Consider the following 21525-nt stretch of genomic DNA (forward strand, 5'->3'; position numbering starts at 1 on the left):
ACTGTCGCTCTGCTGCCTGTTGCGCTTGAGTCTCTGAGCGCTGGCCGGCAAGCACCTGTTGCGCCGTCAACTCGATAGAGTCGAACACCGCCTTGGGGACCCTGTACAGGTACTGCTAACGGCGATTGTTCGCGGGCCCGGAGTATCTCCCGCTGCCCGCATGTACCTTTTCCTTCAGTTTGGGCGTGAGCGCTGTGTTTTTTTAATTCAGCTCACACAATCTTCAGATTTCGCGATTATGCCGTTTTTTTGTTCACTTTCCACAGGGCGTGTGGATGCCAAAATCTTCAGTTCTGCCACCAGGGCAGCTTGTTTCATGAGTTTTGATGCGCCGCGCGGGGGGGCTCGACCTCAACGGCGAAGAGGCTTTGGCAAGCACTACTGCCGCCCATCCCATACATTCCGAGCAACACACACAACCCCATCAAACAACAACCGCGCCGTCCTCACCAACCCGCACCCCGTGATCACCCCATGGTCCAAGCTGATTTCCACGGTAAATTCCCCACTCGGATGCTCCACCGCCAAACGCTGACGATCACCGCCGCACGTGCTGGCAAGGCCCTGTGCAACCGACCCTTCAATCAAGCAGGCCGTAGCAACACTCACCGCGCCAAACACCCCAATGGATGCATGACAACGGTGCGGAATGAACGAGCGCGTATTGACCGTGCCGCCGTTGCGCGGTGCCGACAGCAGGCACATCTTCGGCACATTGCGCTGGCTGACATCACCCAGGTTCATGCGGGGGCCCAGTTGCAGGCGGATGGCTTCCAGGCGCGTTTTCAGGGAGCTGTCGGCCTCCAGCGCTTCGCACGTCTCATAACCGGTCACGCCAAAATCCTCGGCACGCAGCAGTACCACCGGCATACCGTTGTCGATGCAGGTGACGTCCACGCCATCGACCCGGTCGCGGCTGTTGCCGGTGGGCAGCAGGGCTCCACAGCTGGCGCCGGCCACGTCGGCAAACGTGACCACCAGCCCCGCCGCACGGCCCGGCACCCCATCGATACGGGTATCGCCGGCGTACTCCACCTGGCCATCGGTGGTCGGGACCTGGGCGATGGCGATCTGCCCGGTGTTTTCCATGAAGATGCGTACCGGCGTGCTCGCGCCGCTGGCGGCTACCAGGCCGCGCTCGAGGGCGAACGGCCCTACGCCGGCCAGAATGTTGCCGCAGTTCTGGCCATAGTCCACCCGCGCCTCGTCCACCACCACCTGAGCGAACAGGTAGTCGACGTCGGCGTCCTCGCGCTGCGAGGCGCGGATGATGGCGACTTTGCTGGTGAGCGAGTCGGCGCCGCCGATGCCGTCAATCTGCCGCGCATCGGGTGAGCCCATCACCGCCAACAGCACCTGGTCACGCAGCGGGCCGGGGGCGGGCAGGTCGTCATGCAGAAAATAGGCGCCCTTGGAGGTACCGCCGCGCATCAGCAGGCAGGGTATGCGGGTCTGCCCCATGTTCAGCCTTCCAGGTCGGTGAGGTGGTCGACATAACGCAGGCCCTTGGCCGCCAGGCGCGGGCGCATCTCGTAGATGTCCAGGCCAAGCTCGCCGGCGGCCAGGCGCAGGCGTTTGCGTTCTTCCAGGTCGGCGCGCTGGGTGGCGGCTTCGAGTACTGCCTGGGCTTCGCCATGGCGGACCACCACGATGCCGTCGTCATCGGCCACTACGATGTCACCGGCATTGATCAACTGCCCGGCACACAGCAGCGGCAGGTTCACTGAACCCAGCACTTCCTTCACCGTGCCTTGGGCGTTGATGGCGCGGGACCACACGGCAAAGCCCATGTCGCGCAGTGTCTGGCTGTCGCGCACGCCCGCGTCGATCACCAGGCCGCGCACACCGCGGGCCTGCAGCGAGGTCGCCAGCAGGTCGCCGAAGTAGCCATCGCTGCACGGCGAGCTGGGCGCCACCACCAGTACGTCGCCTGGGCGGCACTGCTCAACGGCCACATGGAACATCCAGTTGTCGCCTGGGGCCACCAGCACGGTTACCGCGCTGCCGGCCACGGCCACACCCTGCTGGATGGGGCGCACGGCAGTATTGAGCAGCCCCTTGCGGCCTTGCGCCTCATGCACCGTGGCTACACCCAGCCGGCCCAGGGCATCAATCATGTGCGGCTCAGCGCGCGGGATATTACGAACCACGATACCGGTCTTGCCGATCAGCCCACTCATGCCAGGTTCTCCGTCACGCGTGGGAACACACTCTGCAGCCCTTCGGCGTAGACGATGTTGCGTGCGCTGGTGATGCCGACGTTACGCTTGGCCTGCACACCGCGCTGCAGGGCTACGCGGGTGTAGTACTCCCAGAGGTGTTCCTGGCCGGCCATGCACTGGATGGCCGCATACTTTTTGTCCCACACCGGGGTGATGTCCAGGAAGGTATCCGGGCGCCATTCGCACTGTTCGGGCTGGTGCGGCTCAAAGGCGTACACCGGCGGTGCGCCAACGATCTTCTCGCCTGGTTTGTAGCCTTCGGCCTGGGCGATGATGCGGGCCTCCTGGGCCAGGTGCATGGCCAGCGGGTGGTCGTAGTTGTAGGGGTCTTTCAACGAATGGCTGAGCACGAACTCCGGTTGCACCCGGCGATACACATCGGCCAGGCGCAGCAGGGTGTCCTTGTCGGCGCGCATCGGGTAGTCGCCGATGTCGAAGAATTCCACACTGGCACCCAGGATTTCGGCCGCTGCCATGGCTTCCTCACGGCGTGCGTCCTTGACCTTGGCTTCGGTCATTTCACCCTTGCGCCACAGTTTCGCAGACTCACCGCGCTCACCGAACGACAGGCAAACCACGTGCATGGCATAGCCTTGCTCTGCGTGCAGCGCAATGGCGCCACCGGCCCGCCAGACGAAGTCGGCGGAATGTGCGCTGACCACCAAGGCGGCTTTTTGTGGGGTATTCATTATGTGATGGCTCCTGCAGTGGGGGTTGACGCAGGATGTCATCGGCCTGTGCGAGGCACTAATGCGTTCACTTGCAACGGCTATGCGTTTTATTTATTGCCTGACAAGCGGGGTAGAGGCATAGTCGCCCCAGTCACGTGCCCAGCGCAGGGGGAGCCTTATGATCAACGTCGAACTGCCCAACCTGATGCAAGTACGCGCGTTCATCCGGGTAGCCGAGTTGGGCAGCGTTTCGCGGGCGACGGAGGTGTTGTTCCGTGCTCAGTCGGTGGTCACCCGCGCCATCGCCGAGCTGGAGGCGCGGTTCGCTGTCCCGTTGTTCGAGCGCCATGCCAATGGCATGCGCCTGACCGACTATGGCGAGTGCCTGCTGCCGCGTGCCCAGCGCGTACTGGCGGAGCTGGACAGCGTGCCGGGGTTGCTGGGCACCGCCCAGGGCGAGCCCCTTTACCTGTTCCAGGCGCGGCGCCTGCAGGTGTTCGTGAAACTCTGTGAGACCCGGCACATGCAGACCGTGGCGCGGCACTTCGGCCTTAGCCAACCGGCCGTCAGTGCTGCTTTGAAAGTACTCGAAGGCGGATGCGGGCAGCCCTTGTTCGTGCGTACCTCGCGAGGCCTGCAGCCCACCGTGGCCAGCCGGGATATCCTCTTCCCCGTCCGCCGGGCGCTGAACGAGTTGCGCCACCTGGACAGCGACCTGAGCGCGATGCAAGGCACCCTGCGCGGGGTGGTGCATGTCGGCGCGTTGCCGCTGGGCCGCTCGCGCATTCTGCCGGATGCCATTTTACGCTTCACGGCCGAGCATCCACAGGTCCGGGTGGTGACCAACGAAAGCCCGTTCGACCTGCTGGCAACCGAGCTGCGGGTAGGGGATGTGGACTTCGTGCTGGGCGCCTTGCGGCCTCACGACTACGCCAGCGACCTGGTGGGCGAGCCGCTCATCAACGAGGAAATGGTGCTGCTGGCCCGCCGTGGGCACCCGCTTTTGCACACACACCTCACGCTCGAGGGCGTGCACCAGGCGCGCTGGGTGTTGCCGCGCGCCGGTTCGCCAGCGCGCGGGCTGCTCGACAACTGCTTTGCCGCCGCCGGCCTGGCAGCGCCGTGGCCAGTGGTGGAAAGCGCTGATCTGGCGGTTATCCGAGGCCTGCTGGTGCGTTCGGACATGCTGGCGGCAGTATCGGCGCACCAGTTGGCTTACGAGATTGCCAGCGGCGAACTGCAACGCCTGCCGCTGGCACTGCCGGGTACTGCTCGCGCCATTGGCCTCATGCAGCGCAGTGGCTGCCTGCAGTCACCGGCGGCAGTCGCGCTGATGGCCTGTATCCGCCAGGTCATCACTGAGCAGGTATGAGCCCGGCAGGGTGCCTTAAAGCAGGCTCAGCGGGTAGCTCACGATCAGCCTGTTCTCATCGAAACTGTTGGTGCTGCCCCAATCCCGGCGCTGGCTGGAGTTGCGCCATTTGAGGTTCAGGGCCTTGAACGGCCCGGACTGGATCACATAGGCCAGCTCGCTTTCGCGGCCCCACTCGGTGCCGTCCTGGGTGCTGGCGTTGTGCACGTTATCGCCGTGGATATAGCGGTTCATCAAAGTCAGGCCGGGTATGCCGAGCACCACGAAGTTGAAGTCGTGGCGCACCTGCCAGGAGCGTTCCTGGGCGCTTTCGTAGCTTGAGCCGAAGGCGTCGTTGGCCAGCGTGCCGCCGCTGGCACCGTTGAGCCGGAACCATTCATCATCGCCCATGACCTTCTGCAAGCCGACGTAGAACGTGTTGCCACCCAGCTTCGCCGAGAACAGGCCCGATGCGGTGCGGTTGTCCAGTTCGCCTGCCTTGGCGCCGCCGTCGTCCTTGCCCCAGAAGTAGCCCAGGTTGGCGCCCAGCACCCAGTTGCCGACCGGCTGTTGATGCTGCACCTGCAAGAAGCGCTGCTGGTAGATGTCCTGCAGCTGGGCGTACCAGGCGCCGACCAAGGTGCGCTCCTGGTTGAAGCGGTAGTCGCCGCCGGCGAAGTTGAAGCGGTCCGAGGTGAACGCTGTACGCGTGAACAGGCTCATGTCCTGCATGCTGGTGTCGTTGCGCGGGCTGTTCTGGCGGAACTGGCCGCCATACAGGGTCAGGCCGGCCAGCTCGTTGGAGGTGACCTGGGCGCCCTGTAAGGTTTGCGGCAGCGAGCGGCCGTCGTCGGCGCGCAGGATGGGTAGGGTGGGCGACCACTCACCGACCTTGAGTTCGGTCTTGGAGACCCGCATCTTGGCCGCCAGCGCCGTGCGGCCAAAGTCGTCCGCCGGGCGCCCGTCGTCGTGAACAGGCAGCAATTGGCTGCCGGCGGTGCCCTTGCCGCCATCGAGTTTGATGCTGTAAAGGCCCAGCACGTCAACGCCAAACCCGACCACGCCGGGGGTGAAGCCGGACTTGAAGTCGAGGATGAAACTTTGCGTCCATTCCTCGGCTTTGCCTTGGCTTGCCGTGCCCGTGTAGTCGCGGTTCATGTAGAAGTTACGCAGCGTCAGGGTTGCCTTGGCGTCGTCGACGAAGCCTTCGGCCACAGCTTGCAGTGGCAGGCTGGCTGCCAGGGCGAATGTGGGGACGAGCGGGTACAGGGTGCGGCATTTCATTATTTTTATTCTCCAGGGATGGGCACAGCGCTGCCCGCCAGCGTCGTTTCGGCGCTGGGCAGGTTGAATCAGGGAGCGGTGTGGCAGCGCGGCTCGCGCCGCCACAGGATCAAGCGGGCTGCGCCGCTCAGCTGGACGCTTTGCCAGCCACCGAGTAGCGAACCTGCTGGTTGCGGGTCTTCATGAAGTCATCGATGCTCTGCCCGCGCATGGCGGCGTAAATATCCAGGTTGGACACACCCAGCACGGCGCCCAGCTTCTCCAGCACGAAGAAGATCACCCCGTAGTGGATCAGCCCACGCCAGTCGCGGCGGCGCAGCAAGTCGCTTTCTTCTTCGCTCAGGCCCGCTTCGCGGTACAGCGCTTCGGGCTCGCTGAGGAAGCGCTGGCGCCACTGCGGCTCGATCATGCGGTGCAAGAACTTGTTCAGACGGTAGCCTTTGGCACTGCGCTCCAGGGTGTAGGGGTAGGTGCCCTCAAGCTGCTCAGCCCCTGCCAGCTGATGCTGCATGTGCTGGCGGTAACGTTCGTTGACCGGCGCCGGCAGTGCCTGGTCGCGGTTTTCCAGCAGCAGGGTGGCGATGCCGGTCATCGACGGCAGGTAGTAGCTTTGGTGCTTGCGCTCAACGTTGGCAGACAACGCGCCACGCATGATCAGCCAGGTGATCACCTCGGCACCTTCCATGCCGCCGAGCGTGGCGTACTCGGCCAGTGTCATCTCGGTCAGGCGCTGCGGGTCGTTCACCAGCAGGTCAAGGAACTGCGCGTCCCACTCCGGATTGTTGAAACCGCAACGCTCGCCATGCACCTGGTGCGACACCCCGCCGGTAGCGACGATCGCGACCTTGAGGTCTTCGGGGTAGCTCTCGATGGCGCGGCGCAGCGCCTGGCCCAGTTTGTAGCAGCGCCGCGCCGTGGGGATCGGCAGCTGCAGTACGCCGACCTGCAGCGGCACGATCTGTACGGGCCAGCTTTCATCGCAGGGCAGCAGGGCCGACATGGGCGAGAAGAAGCCGTGGTCCAGCGGCTTGTCGCGGAAGAAACTCATGTCGAACTCATCGGCCATCAGGCTCTGGCCGATGTGCCGCGACAGCGCGGCGTGGCCGCCTACTGGCGGTAGGTCCCGTGGGTTGCCGCCTTCATCGGCCACGCCGTATTGCTCGTCCACGCCCAGGGTGAAGGCACTGTAATGGTCGAAGAAGAACGAGGTGACGTGGTCGTTGAAGATGTAGAACAGCACGTCCGGCTGGCGCTGCTGCAGCCAGGTGCGGATCGGCTCGAAGCTTTCGAAGATCGGCGCCCAGGCGGCTTCTTCCTGTTTGTCGTGGTCGACTGCGAAGCCGATAGTTGGGGTGTGGGAGACGGCCAGGCCACCAATGATACGAGCCATGCGAAAGTCCTCTGTTACAAGTTACGGCGCGGTTACTGCGGGGGTCGTGCGCAGCCGGGCGTGGCCGTTGGCCAGGATCGCCAGGGCAGCGACGAATGCCGGCAGGCCGAGGAGGGTGAACAGCAGCGGCAGGCCCAGCCCCAGGCTGAGCACGGCACCACCGATGAGGGAGCCGAAAATGGCCCCGAAGCGCCCGATACCGAGCATCCAGCTTACACCTGTGGCGCGGAACTCGGTCGGGTAGTAGCCAGGGGCGAAGGCGTTCAGGCCGGTCTGCGCGCCGCTCATGCAGAACCCGGCAGCCGCCACGCCCACCACCAGCAGGCTCGACTCCAGGCTCAGGGCGCCCAGTGAGACGATGCACAGGCCGCCGACGGCGTAGGCGATGGCGATGACCCGGTTGGGGTTGCGTCGGTCCATGATCCAGCCGACCACGATTGCGCCCACTGCGCCGCCGATCTGGAACAGGCCGGTGATGGTGGCGGCGCGCTCGATGGACAGCCCGCCGTCACGCAGCAGGGTCGGCAACCAGCCCATGGTCAGGTAGATCACCAGCAGGCCCATGAAATAGGTCAGCCACAGAGCCAGGGTGCCGAACCGGTAGCGCTCGCTGAACAGCTGCCGGGCCGGTGCCTTGTGCTGGGTGGTCGGCTCATTGACGATAAAACGGGTGCCGGCCGCGAAGCGGCCGCCGAGCTTGGCCAAGGCTGCCGCAATCTGGCTGGCCGGCGCCTGGCGGGCTGCGAGGAAGCGAGCTGACTCTGGCAGCAGCCACAACAACAGTGGCAGCAATGCCAGTGGCAGAAGCCCCCCGGCAAGCAGTACCGATTTCCAGCCGTGATGAGGGATCAGCCAGGCGGACAGAAAGCCGCCCAGGCCCGAGCCCATGTTGAAGCCGGTGAACATGATGGTGATCATCAGCGAGCGGTTGCGCGTGGGCAGGTATTCGGCGAGCAGTGTGGTGCAGTTGGGCATGGCTGCGCCCAAGGCGATGCCGGTCAGCAGCCGTAGCACTGCCAGCTCATAGGGGTTGCGAGCGAAGGCGCAGGCCAGGCTCAGCAGGCTGAAACCGCTGACCGCGATCAGCAGCACTTTCTTGCGCCCCAGCCTGTCGGCATACGGGCCCGCGGTAAGTGCACCGATGGCCAGGCCCACCATGCCGGCACTCATCACCGGGCCAAAGGCGGTACGCGACAGCCCCCAGTCCTGCATCAGCGAAGGGGCGATGAAACCCATGACGGCAACATCGAAGCCGTCGAACAGCACGATCAGGAAACACAGTGACAGGATCAGCCACTGGTAGGCAGCGATGGGGCGGTTATCGATCCAGTCTTTGACATCGACAGGGGCATCGACAGAAGGCTTGAGCATGGGTGGTCACCTTTGTTCTTGTATTGGTATGAGTTCCGTCTGGTTCCAGTAAGGCTTCGAAAGCGCTACGGCCCAGCAGAAATCACCCCGCCGGACTACGGCGTGACGGCGACTGTAATCCCACGGTTCAGGCAGCGCCTGCGGGATTATCTTAACGAGATATCCAATTTTCTTATCGCAGCCCTCTGGCCGTGTGCTGGCGAGTGGCGTTACACACTGCACAGCCCTCAGCGGTGCGCCGATACGCCGTTGAGCGCACCCTGTTCGAGGCTTTGCACGCTGTTGCCCAATGCATCTGTTGCTTCGATATCGGCGCCCCGGGCGGTCAGCGCGTCGAGCAATGCTTTGCGCTGAAACATCGCCGCATACATGGCGGCCGTCTCGGATGAAGAAGGTCGGGAAGTTGTTGCCTACCAGGTCCCAGTTGCCGTCTGCGGTGTAGAACTTGGTGGCGAAGCCGCGTGGGTCACGCAGGGTCTCGGGCGAGTGTTGATGGGTATGTTGGTAAATCCCACTTGAACTGCCTCGTCAGGAGGAAGCCCAACGAACATCACCCTGAGGGCAAGCACCATGACTGAGCACAACGAAGACCCGAAACAAAGCCAGGTTCCGGCTCATTCCACGGAAGAGGAAAAGGCCAGGCTCAAGGACAAGAACAAGGACGGTATCCCGCCTGGCGCTGAGTGAGGCCTTGAAGTTGGGGCCGCTATGCGGCCCATCGCCGGCAAGCCCGGCTCCCACATGTCCAGCGCGCAGCTCAAGAACTGCGCTGTCCATGCAAGAGCCGGCAAGCCGGCTGACACAGGTCGAGCGCGCAGCTCAAGAACCGCGCCGTCCGGGTGGGAGCCGGCTTGCCGGCGATGGGCTGCGCAGCAGCCCCAAAGCGCTTAGGCATAACCAATCAGATTGAACGTTTCAGCAATTCACCCCGTCGGTACTTCCAAGTCGTTCGCATTTGGAGGCACTACCCATGAAGTACCGCACACTCGGCAACACTGGCCTGCTGGTCTCTGAACTGGTAGTCGGCACGGTCCCGTTCGGTGGGCGTGGGGCATTCGAGAAAACCGGCAGCGTGGACGTGGCACTGGCCCGGCGCATGTTCGACATGGCCTTCGATGCCGGGGTCAACCTGGTCGACACGGCAGACCTATACTCCCACGGCCTGGCCGAAGAAATCGTCGGCCAGGCGCTGGGTGAACGGCGCCAGTCGATCATCCTCGCCACCAAGGCGCGCAGCCCGATGGGCGACAACCCCAACGACAGCGGCGCCTCGCGCTATCACCTGATCCGTGCCTGCGAAGCCAGCCTCAAGCGCTTGGGCACCGACCACATCGATCTCTACCAGATCCACAACTGGGACGGCATCACCCCTGTAGAAGAGACCCTGGCCGCGCTGGAGCACCTGGTGCAAAGCGGCAAGGTGCGTTACTTCGGCACGTCAAACTACACCGCCTGGCAGATGATGAAAACCCTCGGCAGTGCCCGGCTCAACGGCTGGCAGCAGCCGGTTTCCCAGCAGATCTACTACACCCCCGAAGCCCGTGAAGCGGAGTACGAGCTGCTGCCGATGGCGCTCGACCAGGGCCTTGCCACGCTGGTATGGGGGCCGCTGGGGGAGGGCTTGTTGACCGGCAAGGTGCGCCGCGGGCAACAGACCCCCGCCGGCACGCGCCAGGGCAATGATTGGCCGGAACCCTACGTGCATGACAAGGAGCGGGCCTACGACATCATCGAGGCGCTGATCGAGGTGGGGCGGCGCCATGGCTGCTCCCCGGCACGGGTGTGCCTGGCCTGGCTCAAGGACCGGGCAGGGATCACCAGTGTCATCACCGCGGGGCGCACGGCCGAGCAGTTGCACGACAACCTGCAGGCGGTGGAACTGGTGCTGACAAGCCAAGACCTGGAGCAGATCGAGCGGGTGACGCAGATCGCGCCGCAGTATCCGTACTGGCACCGCATCGCGGCGAAAATGGACCGCATCGACCCGGCGGAGGCACCGTTCATTGCCCTGCATCGGCAAACGATGAAGCAGCACAACGCCTGATCGGTAATCAGCCCGAGGTATCGACAGCCTGAGGCATGCGGGAAACCTCACGTTCAAACGGCAGGTCCGGCCCGACCCTGGAACAGGTCACCGCGGCCGCCGCAATGGCATAGGTCAGTATCGCATCGACCGTATCGCGCTCCAGCATCGCCACACCCTTCGGGCTGTCCACACCCAGTCGAGCCAGGCAGGCCAGCACGGCTGCCTGGAACGTGTCCCCAGCCCCCACGGTATCGCGAACCGGCAGTGAGCTGTCCGCGGGCCTGTGCCATGACCCGTGCGCACAATGCACGCTGGCCCCCTCAGCCCCGTGGGTCACGAACACCAGCCGGCAGCGCTCGTTCAACCAGCCACGGGCTACCTCGCCAACGTCGCGCCCCGGGTACAGCACCTGCAGGTCTTCCTCGCTGGCCTTGATCAAATGTGCGTGCGCGGCAAATGCTTCGACGCGTGTGCGCCACAGCGCCACATCCGGCTGTGGGTTCAGGCGCACGTTCGGGTCCAGGCTGATCAGCCGCTGGTCGCGTTCGCGTTCCACCAATGCCAGCAGCGAGTCGGCCACGGGTGTCACCACCAGTGTGTACGACCCCACGTGCAGCCCGTGCACGTGCTCATCCAGTATCGGCAGATGCTCAAGCCGCACCTGCCGGTCGGCGCAGCCTTCGCCGCGGAACTGGTACTGCGCCGAGCCGTTGGCATCCAGGCCGACCATGGCCAGGGTGGTGGGGGCATCGCTGGTGACCAGGTGCTGGCAATCTACGCCTTCTTCCTCCAGTACCCGGCGCAGGCGCGCGCCGAGGTGGTCGCTGGACAATCCGCCGAACAACCCAGCAGCAACGCCAAGCCTGCGCAGGCCGACGGCGACGTTGAACGGCGAGCCACCAGCGATTGCGGTAAAGCCCAGTTCTGCGCTGCGCGGGCTGTTTTCCACGCTGAAGACATCGAACAACGCCTCGCCACATACCAGATACATGAAGTTCTCCCAAACAGAAAAAAGTAAGGACAGTACCGCGATCAGCGCACAGGCAGGTGATCCAGGTAGCGTCTGTAGGCCACGCCGTAGGCGGCCTGTTGCGCCAGGTTGGGCAGCGTGCGGGTGCTTTCGTCCAGCTCGACGCAGCGCTCGCACAGGGCCTGGAGGCTGTCGCCGTCGCCCAGTTGGCGGCCAAGGCTCCAGGCGGCCTGGATGGCCGCGCCCAGTGCGGCGGCTTCGGTCTGGCGCGGGCACACTACTGGCAGGCCCAGCAGATTGGCCAGGACCTGGCGCCACAACTCGCTTTTTGCCGCCCCACCTACCAGGCGGATTTCGCTGCCCTGCAGGCCATTGGCGCGCAGCAGGTCCAGGCCATAGCGCAGGCTGAAGCAGGTGCCTTCGAGCACGGCCCGGCACAGGTTGGCACGGGTCAGGTTGGCGCTGGTCATGCCATGCAGGCTGGCGCTGGCAGTGGGCAGCGCGGGTACGCGTTCGCCATCGAAAAACGGCAGCATCAACAGGCCGTCGGCGCCAACCGGCGCGTGTGCGGCGAGGGCCGTGAAGCGGGTGAGGTCAAGCTCCAGCAGGTCACGCACCAGCGCACAAGCGCTGGTCAGGTTCATCGTGCAGATCAAGGGCAGCCAGCCACCGCTGGAGGCGCAGAAGTTCGCCACCTCGCCCTTGGGGTTGAGCTGGGCATGCTCGGTGTAAGCTGCCAGGGTACCCGAGGTGCCCAGGCTGAGGGTGATCATGCCGGGGCTGATATTGCCGGTACCGATGGCGCTGAGCATGTTGTCGCCGCCGCCGGTGGCCACCCAGGCGTGAGGGTTCAGCCCCAGGCCAGCAGCAGCCTGCTCGCGTAGCGGGCCGACGCAGGCGCCAGGGGCGAGCAGCTCGGGCAGTGCCGCCAACAGGCGCTCGCCCGGCTCTATGAGTTGCAGCACATCGTTTGCCCAGCTGTTGCGGTGCACGTTGTAGTAACCGGTACCCGACGCATCGCCCGGCTCGCTGCAGGCGCGGCCTGTCAGCCAGTAATTGAGGTAGTCGTGGGGCAGCAGCACATGGGCCAGGCGGGCGAACAGGTCGGGGAAGTGCCGTTTGCTCCACAGCAGCTTAGACAGGGTATAGCCCGGGGCGATCACCAGCCCCAGCCGGTCGAGCGAGCCCTGCGGACCGCCGAGCGCGTTCAGCAGGGCCTGGTTTTCTGCCGTGGTTTCGGTGTCGCACCAGAGCTTGGCCGGGCGCAGCACGTGGCCTTGGGCGTCCAGCATCACCAGGCCATGCTGCTGGCCAGATACCGCCAGCGCACGGATGGCCTGGCCGTCGACGCCGGCCTCATGCAGTGCGCCAGCGACTGCCGTGTGCAGGGCGGCCAGCCAGTCGGCCGGGTCCTGCTCGCGGCGCCCGTTTAGGCCCCGGGCAAGCGCGTGCGCGGCACTACCAAGGCCCAGCACCTGGCCGCTGCCGGCGTCCAACACCAGCGCCTTGGTGCCCTGGGTGCCGCAATCGATGCCGAGAAACAGTCCGTCCATCGCGCGCTCCGGATCAGTCGCCAAGCACTTGGCGCAGCGTTTCGCTCACGCCAACCTCACACAGGCTGTCATACAGGCGCTCGAAAGCGCTGACGAAGGCACCGGAGGCGGGGATGACCGTGCCGAATATGGTCTCGTCGCCCAGCACTCGGGCAGCCAGCCCGTCACGCTGCACCACCCGTACCTGGCACTGGGCCGCGCGCGGGTCGGGGATGGCATAGGTGCTGCCCTGTTCGTCTACCCCGCGCAGGTACAAGGCCCAGGCCGCCACCACCAGGGCCACGCGGTCCAGCGGCTGGCCCTGGGCAATCAGTTGGTTGGCGGTGGGGACGATGTACTTGGGAAACTTCGATGAGCCGTCCGAGCACACCCGCTCCAACTGGTCGGCGATGGCGCGGTTGGCGAAACGCTCGGTGAGGCTGTCCTTGTAGCGTTCCAGGTCGATGCCGGGCGCCGGGGCAAGCTGCGGGGTCACGTCCAGGTCCATGAACGTGCGCATGTAGCGGCGCAGCAGTGGGTCGGCAAGGGTTTCATGGACCAAGCGATAGCCCTGCAGGAAGCCCAGGTAGGTCAATGCCAGGTGGCTGCCGTTGAGCAGCTTGATCTTCATTTCTTCATAGGGGGTGACGTCGTCGGTGAACTGCACGCCGACCTTTTCCCAGGCCGGGCGCCCGGCGACGAATGTGTCTTCCACCACCCACTGCAGGAACGGCTCGCACACCACCGGCCAGGCATCCTCGACGCCGTGGCGCTCGAACAGTTGTTGGCGGTGGTCGCCGCTGGTCATTGGCGTGATGCGGTCGACCATGGCATTGGGGAAGCTCACGTTCTCGCCTATCCAGCGGGCCAGGTCCGGGTCGAGCAACTGGGCAAAGGCCAGCAGCGCCTTGCGCGCGACCGCGCCATTGTGTGGAAGGTTGTCGCAGGACATCACCGTGAACGGCCCCACGCCGGCCTCGCGGCGGCGCCGCAAGGCTTCGCAGAGGAAGCCGAAGACGCCTTGCGGCGCCTGCGGGTTGGCCAGGTCGTGCTGGACCTGCGCCAGCTCGGCGCGAAACTCGCCGGTGCTGTCGTCGATGCAGTAGCCGCCTTCGGTGATGGTCAGCGAGACGATGCGGATGCCGGGCTCGGCCAGTTTGGCCAGCAGCGCCTGGGCGTCGTCCTCGGCCAGAAGCATGTCATTGAGGGCACCGATCACCCGCACTTCGGTGTCGGGCTGGTCGTCCAGCACGAACAGGGTGTACAGGTAGCCCTGCGCCGCCAGAGCGTCGCGCATGGCGCGGTCTTCGCTGCGCAGGCCGGCGCCGCAGATGGCCCAGTCCAGCCCTTCGCCGCGGTTCATCAGGGCGTCGGTGTAGGCCGCCTGGTGGGCGCGGTGGAACCCACCTACGCCAATGTGCACGATGCCCTGGCGCAGTTGCGAGGGCGCGTAGGAAGGGCGGGCGACCGTAGGCGCCAGCAGGTCGAGGTGGTGCGGGTCGAGTTTCATCGCGTGTGTCCTCAGGCCGCTTGCTGCAGGCGTTTGTCCAGGGCTTGGCCGTTGCTGTCGAACAGGTGGCAGTGGCCCGGGTCGAAGGTCAGGCCCAGGGGCTCGCCGAAGGCCGGCGCAAAGTCGCCGCGCACCCGCACGGTGAGCATTTCCCCGGAGCCGGCACGTACATGGCAGTAGCTGTCGCTGCCCAGGCGTTCACTGACGTCGGCGGTCACCTGCAGTGAGCCGGGTGTGCCGTGCCCAGTGCTGGCGATGTTCAGGTGCTCGGGGCGGATGCCCAGCGTCACGGGGCTGCCAGCGGGCAGGGCGTCTGCGCTCAGTGCCAGGCTGACACGGGCGCCGCACTCAAGGGTGACCTCGCACTGCGTGCCCTGGCTGTGGCTCAGGTGGCCGCGCAAAAAGCCCATTTTCGGGGTGCCGAGAAAACCTGCGACGAACAGGTTGGCCGGGTGGTGGTACAGCTCCAGCGGCGAACCGACCTGCTCGATGCGCCCGCCGTTGAGCACCACCACCTTGTCGGCCAGGGTCATAGCCTCGACCTGGTCGTGGGTCACGTAGATCATGGTCGCGGCCAGCTCCTGATGCAGGCGCGCAAGCTCCAGCCGCATCTGCACGCGCAGGGCGGCGTCGAGGTTCGACAGCGGCTCGTCGAACAGGAAAATCTTCGGGTTGCGCACGATCGCCCGGCCGATCGCCACCCGCTGGCGCTGGCCGCCCGACAGTTGCCGCGGCTTGCGTTCGAGCAACGGTTGCAGTTCGAGGATGCGCGCGGCGTCGTCGACTTTGGCCTGCACGTCACGCTTGTCCACGCCGGCCAGGTCCAAGGCGAACGACAGGTTCTTGCGAACGGTCATGTGCGGGTAAAGCGCGTAGGTCTGGAACACCATGGCCAGGTCCCGTTTGGCCGGGGCGGTGTCGGTGATGTCGACGCCGTCCAGGGTGATATGGCCGCCGCTGACCTCCTCAAGCCCGGCGATCAGCCGCAGCAGGGTCGACTTGCCACACCCGGACGGGCCGACGAAGACCACGAACTCACGGTCGCGCACCTCCAGGTCGATGCCCTTGATGATGGCGTGGCCATCGAAGCCTTTGTGCAGGTTGCGGATCTTCAGGTCAGCCATGGCGAATGTCCTCTGCGGCGGCCGGCAATGGGGTTGATCGAGCAGGTGTCGCGTGGGAGCTGGGTCATTTGACGGCCCCGAACGAGAGGCCACGCACCAGCTGCTTTTGGCTGATCCAGCCGAAAATCAGGATGGGCGCGCAGGCCAGGGTCGAGACGGCCGAAAGCTTGGCCCAGAACAGCCCCTCGGGGCTTGAGTAGGAGGCCACCAGCGCGGTCAGTGGCGCGGCGGCCGAAGAGGTCAGGTTGAGCGACCAGAACGCCTCGTTCCAGCACAGGATCAACGACAGCAGCACGGTCGAGGCAAGCCCGCCGCGGGCGATCGGCAGCAGCACGCGGACGATTTCCTGCCAGGTGCCGGCACCGTCCAGGCGCGCGGCTTCAAGGATGTCCACCGGGATGTCCTTGAAGTAGGTGTACACCATCCACACCACGATCGGCAGGTTGATCAGGGTGTAGACGATGATCAGCGCCAGGCGCGAGTCGAGCAGGCCGAACTGCTTGGCCAGCAGGTAGATGGGCATCAGCACGCCCACCGGCGGCAGCATCTTGGTCGACAGCATCCACAGCAGCGTGCGCTTGGTGTGGCGGGTTTCGAAAAAGGCCATGGAGTAGGCCGCCGGCACTGCGATAAGCATGCACAGCGCGGTGGCCGAGAAAGCGATCAGCACCGAATTCCAGGCATAGGCGAAATAATCGCTGCGGTCGTTGATGTGCAGGTAGTTTTCCAGCGTTGGCGCGAAGATGAACTGCGGCGGTGTGGCGAAGGCATCGAGCTCAGTCTTGAAGCTGGTCAGCAGCATCCAGAAGATCGGGAAGAAGATCGTCAGGGCGATGCCCCAGCACAGCAGGCCAATCAATGCGTCGCGCAGGCGGCGGGTTTGCTTGAGTGACAGCATGGCGGGCTCCTCAGCGGCGCTCGGTCAGGTTCTTGCCGATCATCCGTACCAGCACGATGGCGGCGATGTTGGCGATCAACACGGCGATCAGCCCGCCCGCCGAGGCCATGCCCACGTCGAACTGCAGCAGCGCCTGGTTGTAGATCAGGTAGGCGAGGTTGGTCGACTCATAGCCCGGGCCGCCGCTGGTGGTGGTGAAGATTTCGGCGAACACCGACAGCAGGAAGATGGTCTCGATCATCACCACCACGGCAATCGGGCGGGCCAGATGCGGCAGGGTCAGGTGCCAGAAGATCGCCAGCGGCCCGGCGCCGTCCAGGCGTGCGGCTTCTTTCTGTTCCTGGTCCTGCGACTGCATGGCGGTCATCAGGATCAAGATGGCGAACGGCAGCCACTGCCAGGAGACGATCAGGATGATCGACAGCAGCGGGTAGTGCGCCAGCCAGTCCACCGGCTGTGCGCCGAACAGCCGCCACACGGCGGCGAGGATGCCCGACACCGGGTGGAATATCAGGTTCTTCCACAGCAGCGCGCTGACGGTGGGCATGATGAAGAACGGTGAAATCAGCAGCACCCGCACCACGCCGCGGCCCCAGAACTCGCCGGCCTCCAGCAGCGCCGCGATGAGCACGCCAAACACCACGCTGATCGCCAGCACACTGCCGACCAGGGTCAGGGTGTTGAGGGCGCCGGGCATGAAGCCTGGGTCGGTGACGAAGTACGCGAAGTTCTCCAGGCCGACGTACGCATTTTCGCCCGGGTACAGCAGGTTGTAGCGGATCAGGGAAAAATACAGGGTCATGCCCAAGGGCACGACCATCCACAACAGCAGCAGCGCCACTGAAGGGCTGACCAGGAACCAACCCGGCCCGACGCGGCGTTTGCCGGGGCGTGGGGTGGCGAGGGTCGGGGTATCGAGGGCCGAAGTGTCCATGGCGACTCCGTGTGCAGCGACAAGGGCGGACGGCAGCCCTCCGCGCGCCAGGCGTTGGCGCACAGATGGCCACGGCTGGGCTACTTGGGATAACCGGCGCGCTTCATCTCGCGTTCGGTGGACTGCTGTGCGGCGGCAAGCACCTGGTCGACCTTCATCTGCCCGGTCAGGGCGGCGGAGAACAGCTTGCCGACCTGCGTACCAATGGCCTGGAACTCAGGGATGGTCACCAACTGAATACCCACGTACGGCACGGGCTTGAGCGTGGGGTGGTTGGGGTCGACGCGTTTGAGCGACTCCAGCGTCACCTTGGCGAACGGCGCAGCGGCCAGGTAGGCGTCGCTGTAGGTCGAGGCGCGGGTGCCTGGTGGCACGTTGGCCACGCCTTCCTTGTCGGCCACCAGCTTGCCGTAGGCTTCGGACGTGGCCCAGGTGCTGAAGGCCTTCGCCGCGTCCTTGGCCTTGGAGCTGCTTGGGATGGCCAGCGCCCAGGCATACAGCCACGAGGCGCCCTTGTCGGTGACCTCCTTTGGCGCAAAGGTGAAGCCGACCTGGTCGGCGACCTTGCTCTGGGTCTTGTCGGTGACGAACGAGCCGGCAACGCTGGCATCGACCCACATCGCGCACTTGCCGCTGTTGAACAGCGCCAGGTTTTCGTTGAAACCGTTGCTCGACGCGCCAGGCGGGCCGTACTGCTTCAAGGTATCGACGTAGAAGTTCAGCGCGTTCTTCCACGCGCTGCCGGTGAATTCCGGCTGCCACTGTTCGTTGAACCAACGTGCGCCAAAGGCATTGGCCACGGTGCCGATCAGCGCCATGTTCTCGCCCCAGCCGGCCTTGCCGCGCAGGCAGATGCCGTACTGGCCCTGGTCGGGGTGGTGGAGTTTGGCGGCGAACTCACCCAGCTGGGTCCAGGTCGGTTGCTCGGGCATGCTCAGCCCTGCGTTCTGGAACAGGTCCTTGCGGTAGTAGGTGATCGAGGCTTCGGCGTAGAAGGGCAGGGCATACAGCGTACCGTTGGCCGACAAGCCATTGCGCACGGACGGGAACACGTCGTCGAGGTTGTAATCGGCCGGCAGGTCCTGCATCGGCTCCAGCCAGCCTTTGGCGCCCCACAGCGCCGCTTCATACATGCCGATGGTCAGTACGTCGAACTGCCCGCCCTGGGTGGCGATGTCGGTAGTCAGGCGCTGGCGCAGCACGTTTTCTTCAAGCACGACCCACTTGAGCCTGATGTCCGGGTGCTGTTCTTCGAACACCTTGGCCAGGCGCTGCATGCGGATCATGTCGTTGTTGTTGACCGTGGCGATGGTCAGTGTTTCGGCGCCCTGGGCCAATAGCGGCAGGCTGAGGCAGGCAGCGGCCAGGCAGGCCTTGATCGCGTCGTTCATCTATGAACTCCCTTACCGGGCCGGTTGACGGCACGGAAGACATTATTATTTTTGTGTCGCTGGCGCTGATTACACCCCCGCGTGGCGTTGGCGACAAAGCGTGGACTGCACGCCGGCTGATACTTTTTTGCAGTGGTTCGCTCAGTGACGGTTCTGCTCGGTCAGCCGCTGGGTCACCAGGCTGCGGTAGTCGGAGGGGGTCATGCCTTTGAGCTGTTGAAAGCGCCGGTTGAAATTGGACAGGTTGCTGAAGCCTGATTCGAAGCACACCTCGGTCACCGGCAGGCCGCTTTTGGCCAGCAATTCGCAGGCCTTGCTGACTCGCAGGCGGTTGACGAACTCGACAAAACCGCGCCCGGCCGCCTGTTTGAAAAAGCGTGAGAAGTAGGTGGGGGTCATGCCCAGATGCTCGGCCACTTCGTTCTGGGTCAAGTCCTGGGCGTAGTGCTGGAAGATGTAGTCCACCGCCCGGTTGATGCGCTCGACGTTGTGCTCGTCAGCCAGGTGCGAGGAGGTGACCGTGGACAATAGCTGGTAGTCCTCGCAGCCGGCGAGCTGTTCCATGAGGATAAAAAAGTATCCAAGGCGGGTCATGCCCCGGCTGTCCGCGATGCGTTGCAACAGCTTGCGGCTCTCGGCGATCAGCGCCGGGTCACGGAACTCGATGCCGTAGTGCGCGCGGGCCAGCAACGGGCTGAGTTGGTGCAGTTCAGAAAACACCCGGCTGCCGCTGTGCAGAACCTCGTCGGTGAAATTGACCAGCATGTCGCGCTGGCTGAACACCTCGTCGGGGCCGGCCTGGCTGATCCAGTTGTGCGGCAGGTTGGGGCCTGTGAGGAACAGCGTGTTCGGCCCGAAGCTGCCGATGTAGTCGCCGATGAACACTTTGCCGGCGCTGGCCACGATCAGGTGCAGTTCGTATTCCTTGTGGAAATGCCAGCGCACCAGCGGGCTGGGGAAGCCATGCTGGCGGTAGATCAGTGAGTCGCCCTCGTGGTCGTCCATCAACTCGTAGGACGGGTCGGTGACTTTGCTCGTTCTGGGCATGGCGCTGATGGGCTCCGGAGGACGAAGGGGCATCGTAGCCTGAACAGGGCAGGTGTTACAGGCCGCCAAGCGCGCCCGCGCTTGCGGTAAGATGCGCGCTTCTGTCTCTGGAACCTCCCTGGATGAGCAAGCCCGGTCAAATGGTGCTGATCGCGTTGCGCAAGATGATCGCTTCGGGCGAACTGGCGGCTGGCGCGCGGCTGATGGAAGTGCCCACTGCCGAACGGTTCGGCGTCTCACGCATGCCCGTACGCATGGCATTCCGAATCCTGGAGCAGGAGGGCCTGCTGGTGCGTTGCGGCGGCCGGGGCTTCCAGGTGCGTTCGGTCAGCGCCGAGGACATCGCCGGTGCCGTGGAGGTGCGCGGTGTACTCGAAGGCCTGGCGGCCCGCCAGGCGGCTGAGCGTGGCCTGCTGCCAGCGGCGCGCGAGGCGTTGCAGCGCTGCCTGGTCGAAGGCGACCTGTTGTTCGACAAGGGGTATGTAAGCGAAGAGGACTTGCACGCCTATCACGACCTGAACATGCGCTTTCACCAGGTGATCGTCGAGGCCAGCCACAACCCGGCCATCGCCGATGCCCTGGCGCGCAACGATCACCTGCCGTTCGCTTCGGTCACCGCGCTGGCGGTGGACCGTCACGACCTTGCCCGTGAATACCGGCGCTTCAACTTCGCGCACATGCAGCACCATGCGGTGTTCGACGCGCTCATCCACGGCCAGGGTGCCCGCGCCGAGGCGATCATGCGCGAGCATGCCAATGCCACGCTGCGCTATGCCGAAACCTTTGGCGGGGCCACGACGGACGAGGGCATGAAAGTGATCCTGCCCTCGTCCTGAGCCGTTTACAGGTCCAGTACCAGCAGGGGCGTCTTCGCCCGCGAACAGCACGGTGTGAACTGATCGTTCAGCGCCTGTTCCTGTTCCGTGAGGAACAGGTCGCGGTGCTCTGGCGTGCCCTGCAGCACACGGGTCAGGCAGGTGCCGCAAATGCCTTGTTCACAGGAAACGGCGATCTCGATGCCGTGGCGTTCCAGCACCTGCACCACGCTCTGGTCGGCCGGCACCTCGAACACCTGGCCGGTGCTGCCTAGCTGCACCGAGAAGCTGCCGTCGTCGCTGTTTTCAACCGGTGCTGCGGCGAAGTATTCGCGGTGCAGGTTGGCCTGCTGCCAGCCCAGCTGCCGGGCGGTGTCCAGCACGTGCTGCATGAAGCCGCCCGGGCCGCACACGTAAAGGTGCACATCATCCTGCGCGGTGCCTAGCACCTGGGCGATGTCCAGGGCGGTCTCCGGCTGCTCGTCAAAATGCACGAACAGGCGGTCAGCGAACGGTGCGGCGCGCAGGCGCTCGACGAAGGCCGCGCGTTCGCTGGAGCGGGCGCAGTAGTGCAGCTCGAAATCGTCGCCGTTGCAGGCCAGCTGCTCAGCCATGCACAGCAGCGGCGTGATGCCGATGCCGCCGGCGAACAGCACGCTGCGCCGGGCGCCCTGGGCCAGCGGGAACAGGTTGCGCGGGGCGCTGATGCGCAGGCGGTGGCCGGCCTGCACCTGCTCGTGAAGGCTGCGTGAACCGCCGCGTGAAGCGGGGTCGTTGAGCACACCGATCAGGTAGCGGTGGCGTTCGGCGGGGTGGTTGCACAGCGAATACTGGCGCACCAGCCCATCCGGCAGGTGCACATCGATGTGCGCGCCGGCGCTGAAGGGCGGCAATGGGCTGCCATCGGCGGCTGCCAGCTCGAAGCTGCAGATGCCTTGGGCTTCGTTGTTGCGGGATACCACTACGGCATCGATCATGGCGCGGGCTCC

18 protein-coding genes and 2 pseudogenes are annotated in these 21525 nt (G+C 65.0%); 3 read left to right on the forward strand and 17 right to left on the reverse strand.

Translation table 11 applies throughout. The annotated features are described in order from the left end of the window. Positions 1 to 378: 378 nt before the first annotated feature. From ABRP30_RS10030 to galB, 3 genes are read right to left on the reverse strand one after another with little or no spacing between them, the layout of a single operon-like run. A complete protein-coding gene (locus tag ABRP30_RS10030) occupies positions 379 to 1461 on the reverse strand; it encodes a 4-oxalomesaconate tautomerase (protein ID WP_267822857.1) in 1083 nt (360 codons plus the stop codon). Between the two features lie 2 nt (positions 1462 to 1463). Continuing rightward, complete coding sequence (locus ABRP30_RS10035) at positions 1464 to 2180, reverse strand: 4-carboxy-4-hydroxy-2-oxoadipate aldolase/oxaloacetate decarboxylase (RefSeq protein WP_267822859.1); 717 nt, start codon at positions 2178 to 2180, stop codon at positions 1464 to 1466. Then, positions 2177 to 2953: a 4-oxalmesaconate hydratase gene (gene galB, locus ABRP30_RS10040; protein WP_267822861.1), complete on the reverse strand. Its 777-nt coding sequence runs from the start codon at positions 2951 to 2953 to the stop codon at positions 2177 to 2179. Before galB ends, ABRP30_RS10035 begins: the two co-directional genes overlap by 4 nt. Positions 2954 to 3071: 118 nt before the next feature. Here galB and ABRP30_RS10045 point away from each other — a divergent pair, with 118 nt between their 5' ends. Beyond that, the gene (locus ABRP30_RS10045) at positions 3072 to 4265 is read left to right on the forward strand and encodes a LysR family transcriptional regulator (protein ID WP_349974424.1); all 1194 of its coding nucleotides are present in this window, start codon (positions 3072 to 3074) and stop codon (positions 4263 to 4265) included. 15 nt (positions 4266 to 4280) lie between these two features. On the opposite strand, the gene ABRP30_RS10050 is transcribed toward ABRP30_RS10045, so the two are convergent. The 5 genes and pseudogenes from ABRP30_RS10050 to ABRP30_RS10070 all read right to left on the reverse strand — a co-directional run. Beyond that, positions 4281 to 5528 (reverse strand): OprD family porin, encoded by a 1248-nt coding sequence (locus ABRP30_RS10050; protein WP_349974422.1) that lies wholly within the window; start codon positions 5526 to 5528, stop codon positions 4281 to 4283. 127 nt (positions 5529 to 5655) lie between these two features. Beyond that, the gene (locus ABRP30_RS10055) at positions 5656 to 6918 is read right to left on the reverse strand and encodes a gallate dioxygenase (protein ID WP_349974421.1); all 1263 of its coding nucleotides are present in this window, start codon (positions 6916 to 6918) and stop codon (positions 5656 to 5658) included. Between the two features lie 21 nt (positions 6919 to 6939). Then, positions 6940 to 8289 carry an aromatic acid/H+ symport family MFS transporter gene (locus ABRP30_RS10060; RefSeq protein ID WP_349974420.1) on the reverse strand — a complete coding sequence of 450 codons (1350 nt, stop codon included), beginning with the start codon at positions 8287 to 8289 and terminating at the stop codon, positions 6940 to 6942. Positions 8290 to 8516: 227 nt separating this feature from the next. Continuing rightward, a pseudogene (locus tag ABRP30_RS10065) lies at positions 8517 to 8672 on the reverse strand (ankyrin repeat domain-containing protein); the annotation flags it as partial. Further along, positions 8668 to 8778: pseudogene (locus ABRP30_RS10070) on the reverse strand (catalase); the annotation flags it as partial. The pseudogenes ABRP30_RS10070 and ABRP30_RS10065, both read right to left, overlap by 5 nt. A 481-nt stretch (positions 8779 to 9259) precedes the next feature. Here ABRP30_RS10070 and ABRP30_RS10075 point away from each other — a divergent pair. Further along, the gene (locus ABRP30_RS10075; protein ID WP_349974418.1) at positions 9260 to 10333 is read left to right on the forward strand and encodes an aldo/keto reductase; all 1074 of its coding nucleotides are present in this window, start codon (positions 9260 to 9262) and stop codon (positions 10331 to 10333) included. Positions 10334 to 10340: 7 nt separating this feature from the next. Here ABRP30_RS10075 and ABRP30_RS10080 read toward each other — a convergent pair whose 3' ends face one another. The 8 genes from ABRP30_RS10080 to ABRP30_RS10115 form a co-directional block, all read right to left on the reverse strand. Further along, on the reverse strand, positions 10341 to 11306 hold the full coding sequence (locus tag ABRP30_RS10080; protein WP_349974417.1) for a carbohydrate kinase: 966 nt from the start codon (positions 11304 to 11306) through the stop codon (positions 10341 to 10343). A gap of 41 nt (positions 11307 to 11347) precedes the next feature. After that, the gene (gene xylB, locus ABRP30_RS10085) at positions 11348 to 12838 is read right to left on the reverse strand and encodes a xylulokinase (RefSeq protein ID WP_349974416.1); all 1491 of its coding nucleotides are present in this window, start codon (positions 12836 to 12838) and stop codon (positions 11348 to 11350) included. A 13-nt stretch (positions 12839 to 12851) separates the two neighbouring features. Further along, positions 12852 to 14327, reverse strand: a complete 1476-nt coding sequence (locus ABRP30_RS10090; protein ID WP_349974415.1) for a mannitol dehydrogenase family protein — start codon at positions 14325 to 14327, stop codon at positions 12852 to 12854. 11 nt (positions 14328 to 14338) lie between these two features. Beyond that, positions 14339 to 15451, reverse strand: coding sequence for a sn-glycerol-3-phosphate ABC transporter ATP-binding protein UgpC (locus ABRP30_RS10095; RefSeq protein ID WP_349974414.1), 1113 nt, complete (start codon positions 15449 to 15451; stop codon positions 14339 to 14341). Between the two features lie 64 nt (positions 15452 to 15515). Continuing rightward, positions 15516 to 16349, reverse strand: a complete 834-nt coding sequence (locus ABRP30_RS10100) for a carbohydrate ABC transporter permease (protein ID WP_267822878.1) — start codon at positions 16347 to 16349, stop codon at positions 15516 to 15518. Positions 16350 to 16359: 10 nt separating this feature from the next. Next, a complete protein-coding gene (locus tag ABRP30_RS10105) occupies positions 16360 to 17283 on the reverse strand; it encodes a sugar ABC transporter permease (protein WP_349974413.1) in 924 nt (307 codons plus the stop codon). 80 nt (positions 17284 to 17363) lie between these two features. Further along, positions 17364 to 18674 (reverse strand): sugar ABC transporter substrate-binding protein, encoded by a 1311-nt coding sequence (locus ABRP30_RS10110; protein WP_241806456.1) that lies wholly within the window; start codon positions 18672 to 18674, stop codon positions 17364 to 17366. 141 nt (positions 18675 to 18815) lie between these two features. Then, complete coding sequence (locus ABRP30_RS10115; protein WP_349974412.1) at positions 18816 to 19721, reverse strand: AraC family transcriptional regulator; 906 nt, start codon at positions 19719 to 19721, stop codon at positions 18816 to 18818. A gap of 122 nt (positions 19722 to 19843) precedes the next feature. Between ABRP30_RS10115 and ABRP30_RS10120 the strand changes: the two genes are divergently transcribed. Continuing rightward, positions 19844 to 20557 (forward strand): GntR family transcriptional regulator, encoded by a 714-nt coding sequence (locus ABRP30_RS10120; RefSeq protein WP_349974411.1) that lies wholly within the window; start codon positions 19844 to 19846, stop codon positions 20555 to 20557. 5 nt (positions 20558 to 20562) lie between these two features. Here the strand turns inward: ABRP30_RS10120 and ABRP30_RS10125 are convergent, their stop codons facing one another. Further along, the gene (locus ABRP30_RS10125; RefSeq protein WP_349974410.1) at positions 20563 to 21513 is read right to left on the reverse strand and encodes a PDR/VanB family oxidoreductase; all 951 of its coding nucleotides are present in this window, start codon (positions 21511 to 21513) and stop codon (positions 20563 to 20565) included. Between the last annotated feature and the right edge of the window lie 12 nt (positions 21514 to 21525).

It is taken from the genome of Pseudomonas sp. WHRI 8519 (genome assembly GCF_040224055.2).
GTDB classification, from domain to species: domain Bacteria; phylum Pseudomonadota; class Gammaproteobacteria; order Pseudomonadales; family Pseudomonadaceae; genus Aquipseudomonas; species Aquipseudomonas putida_X.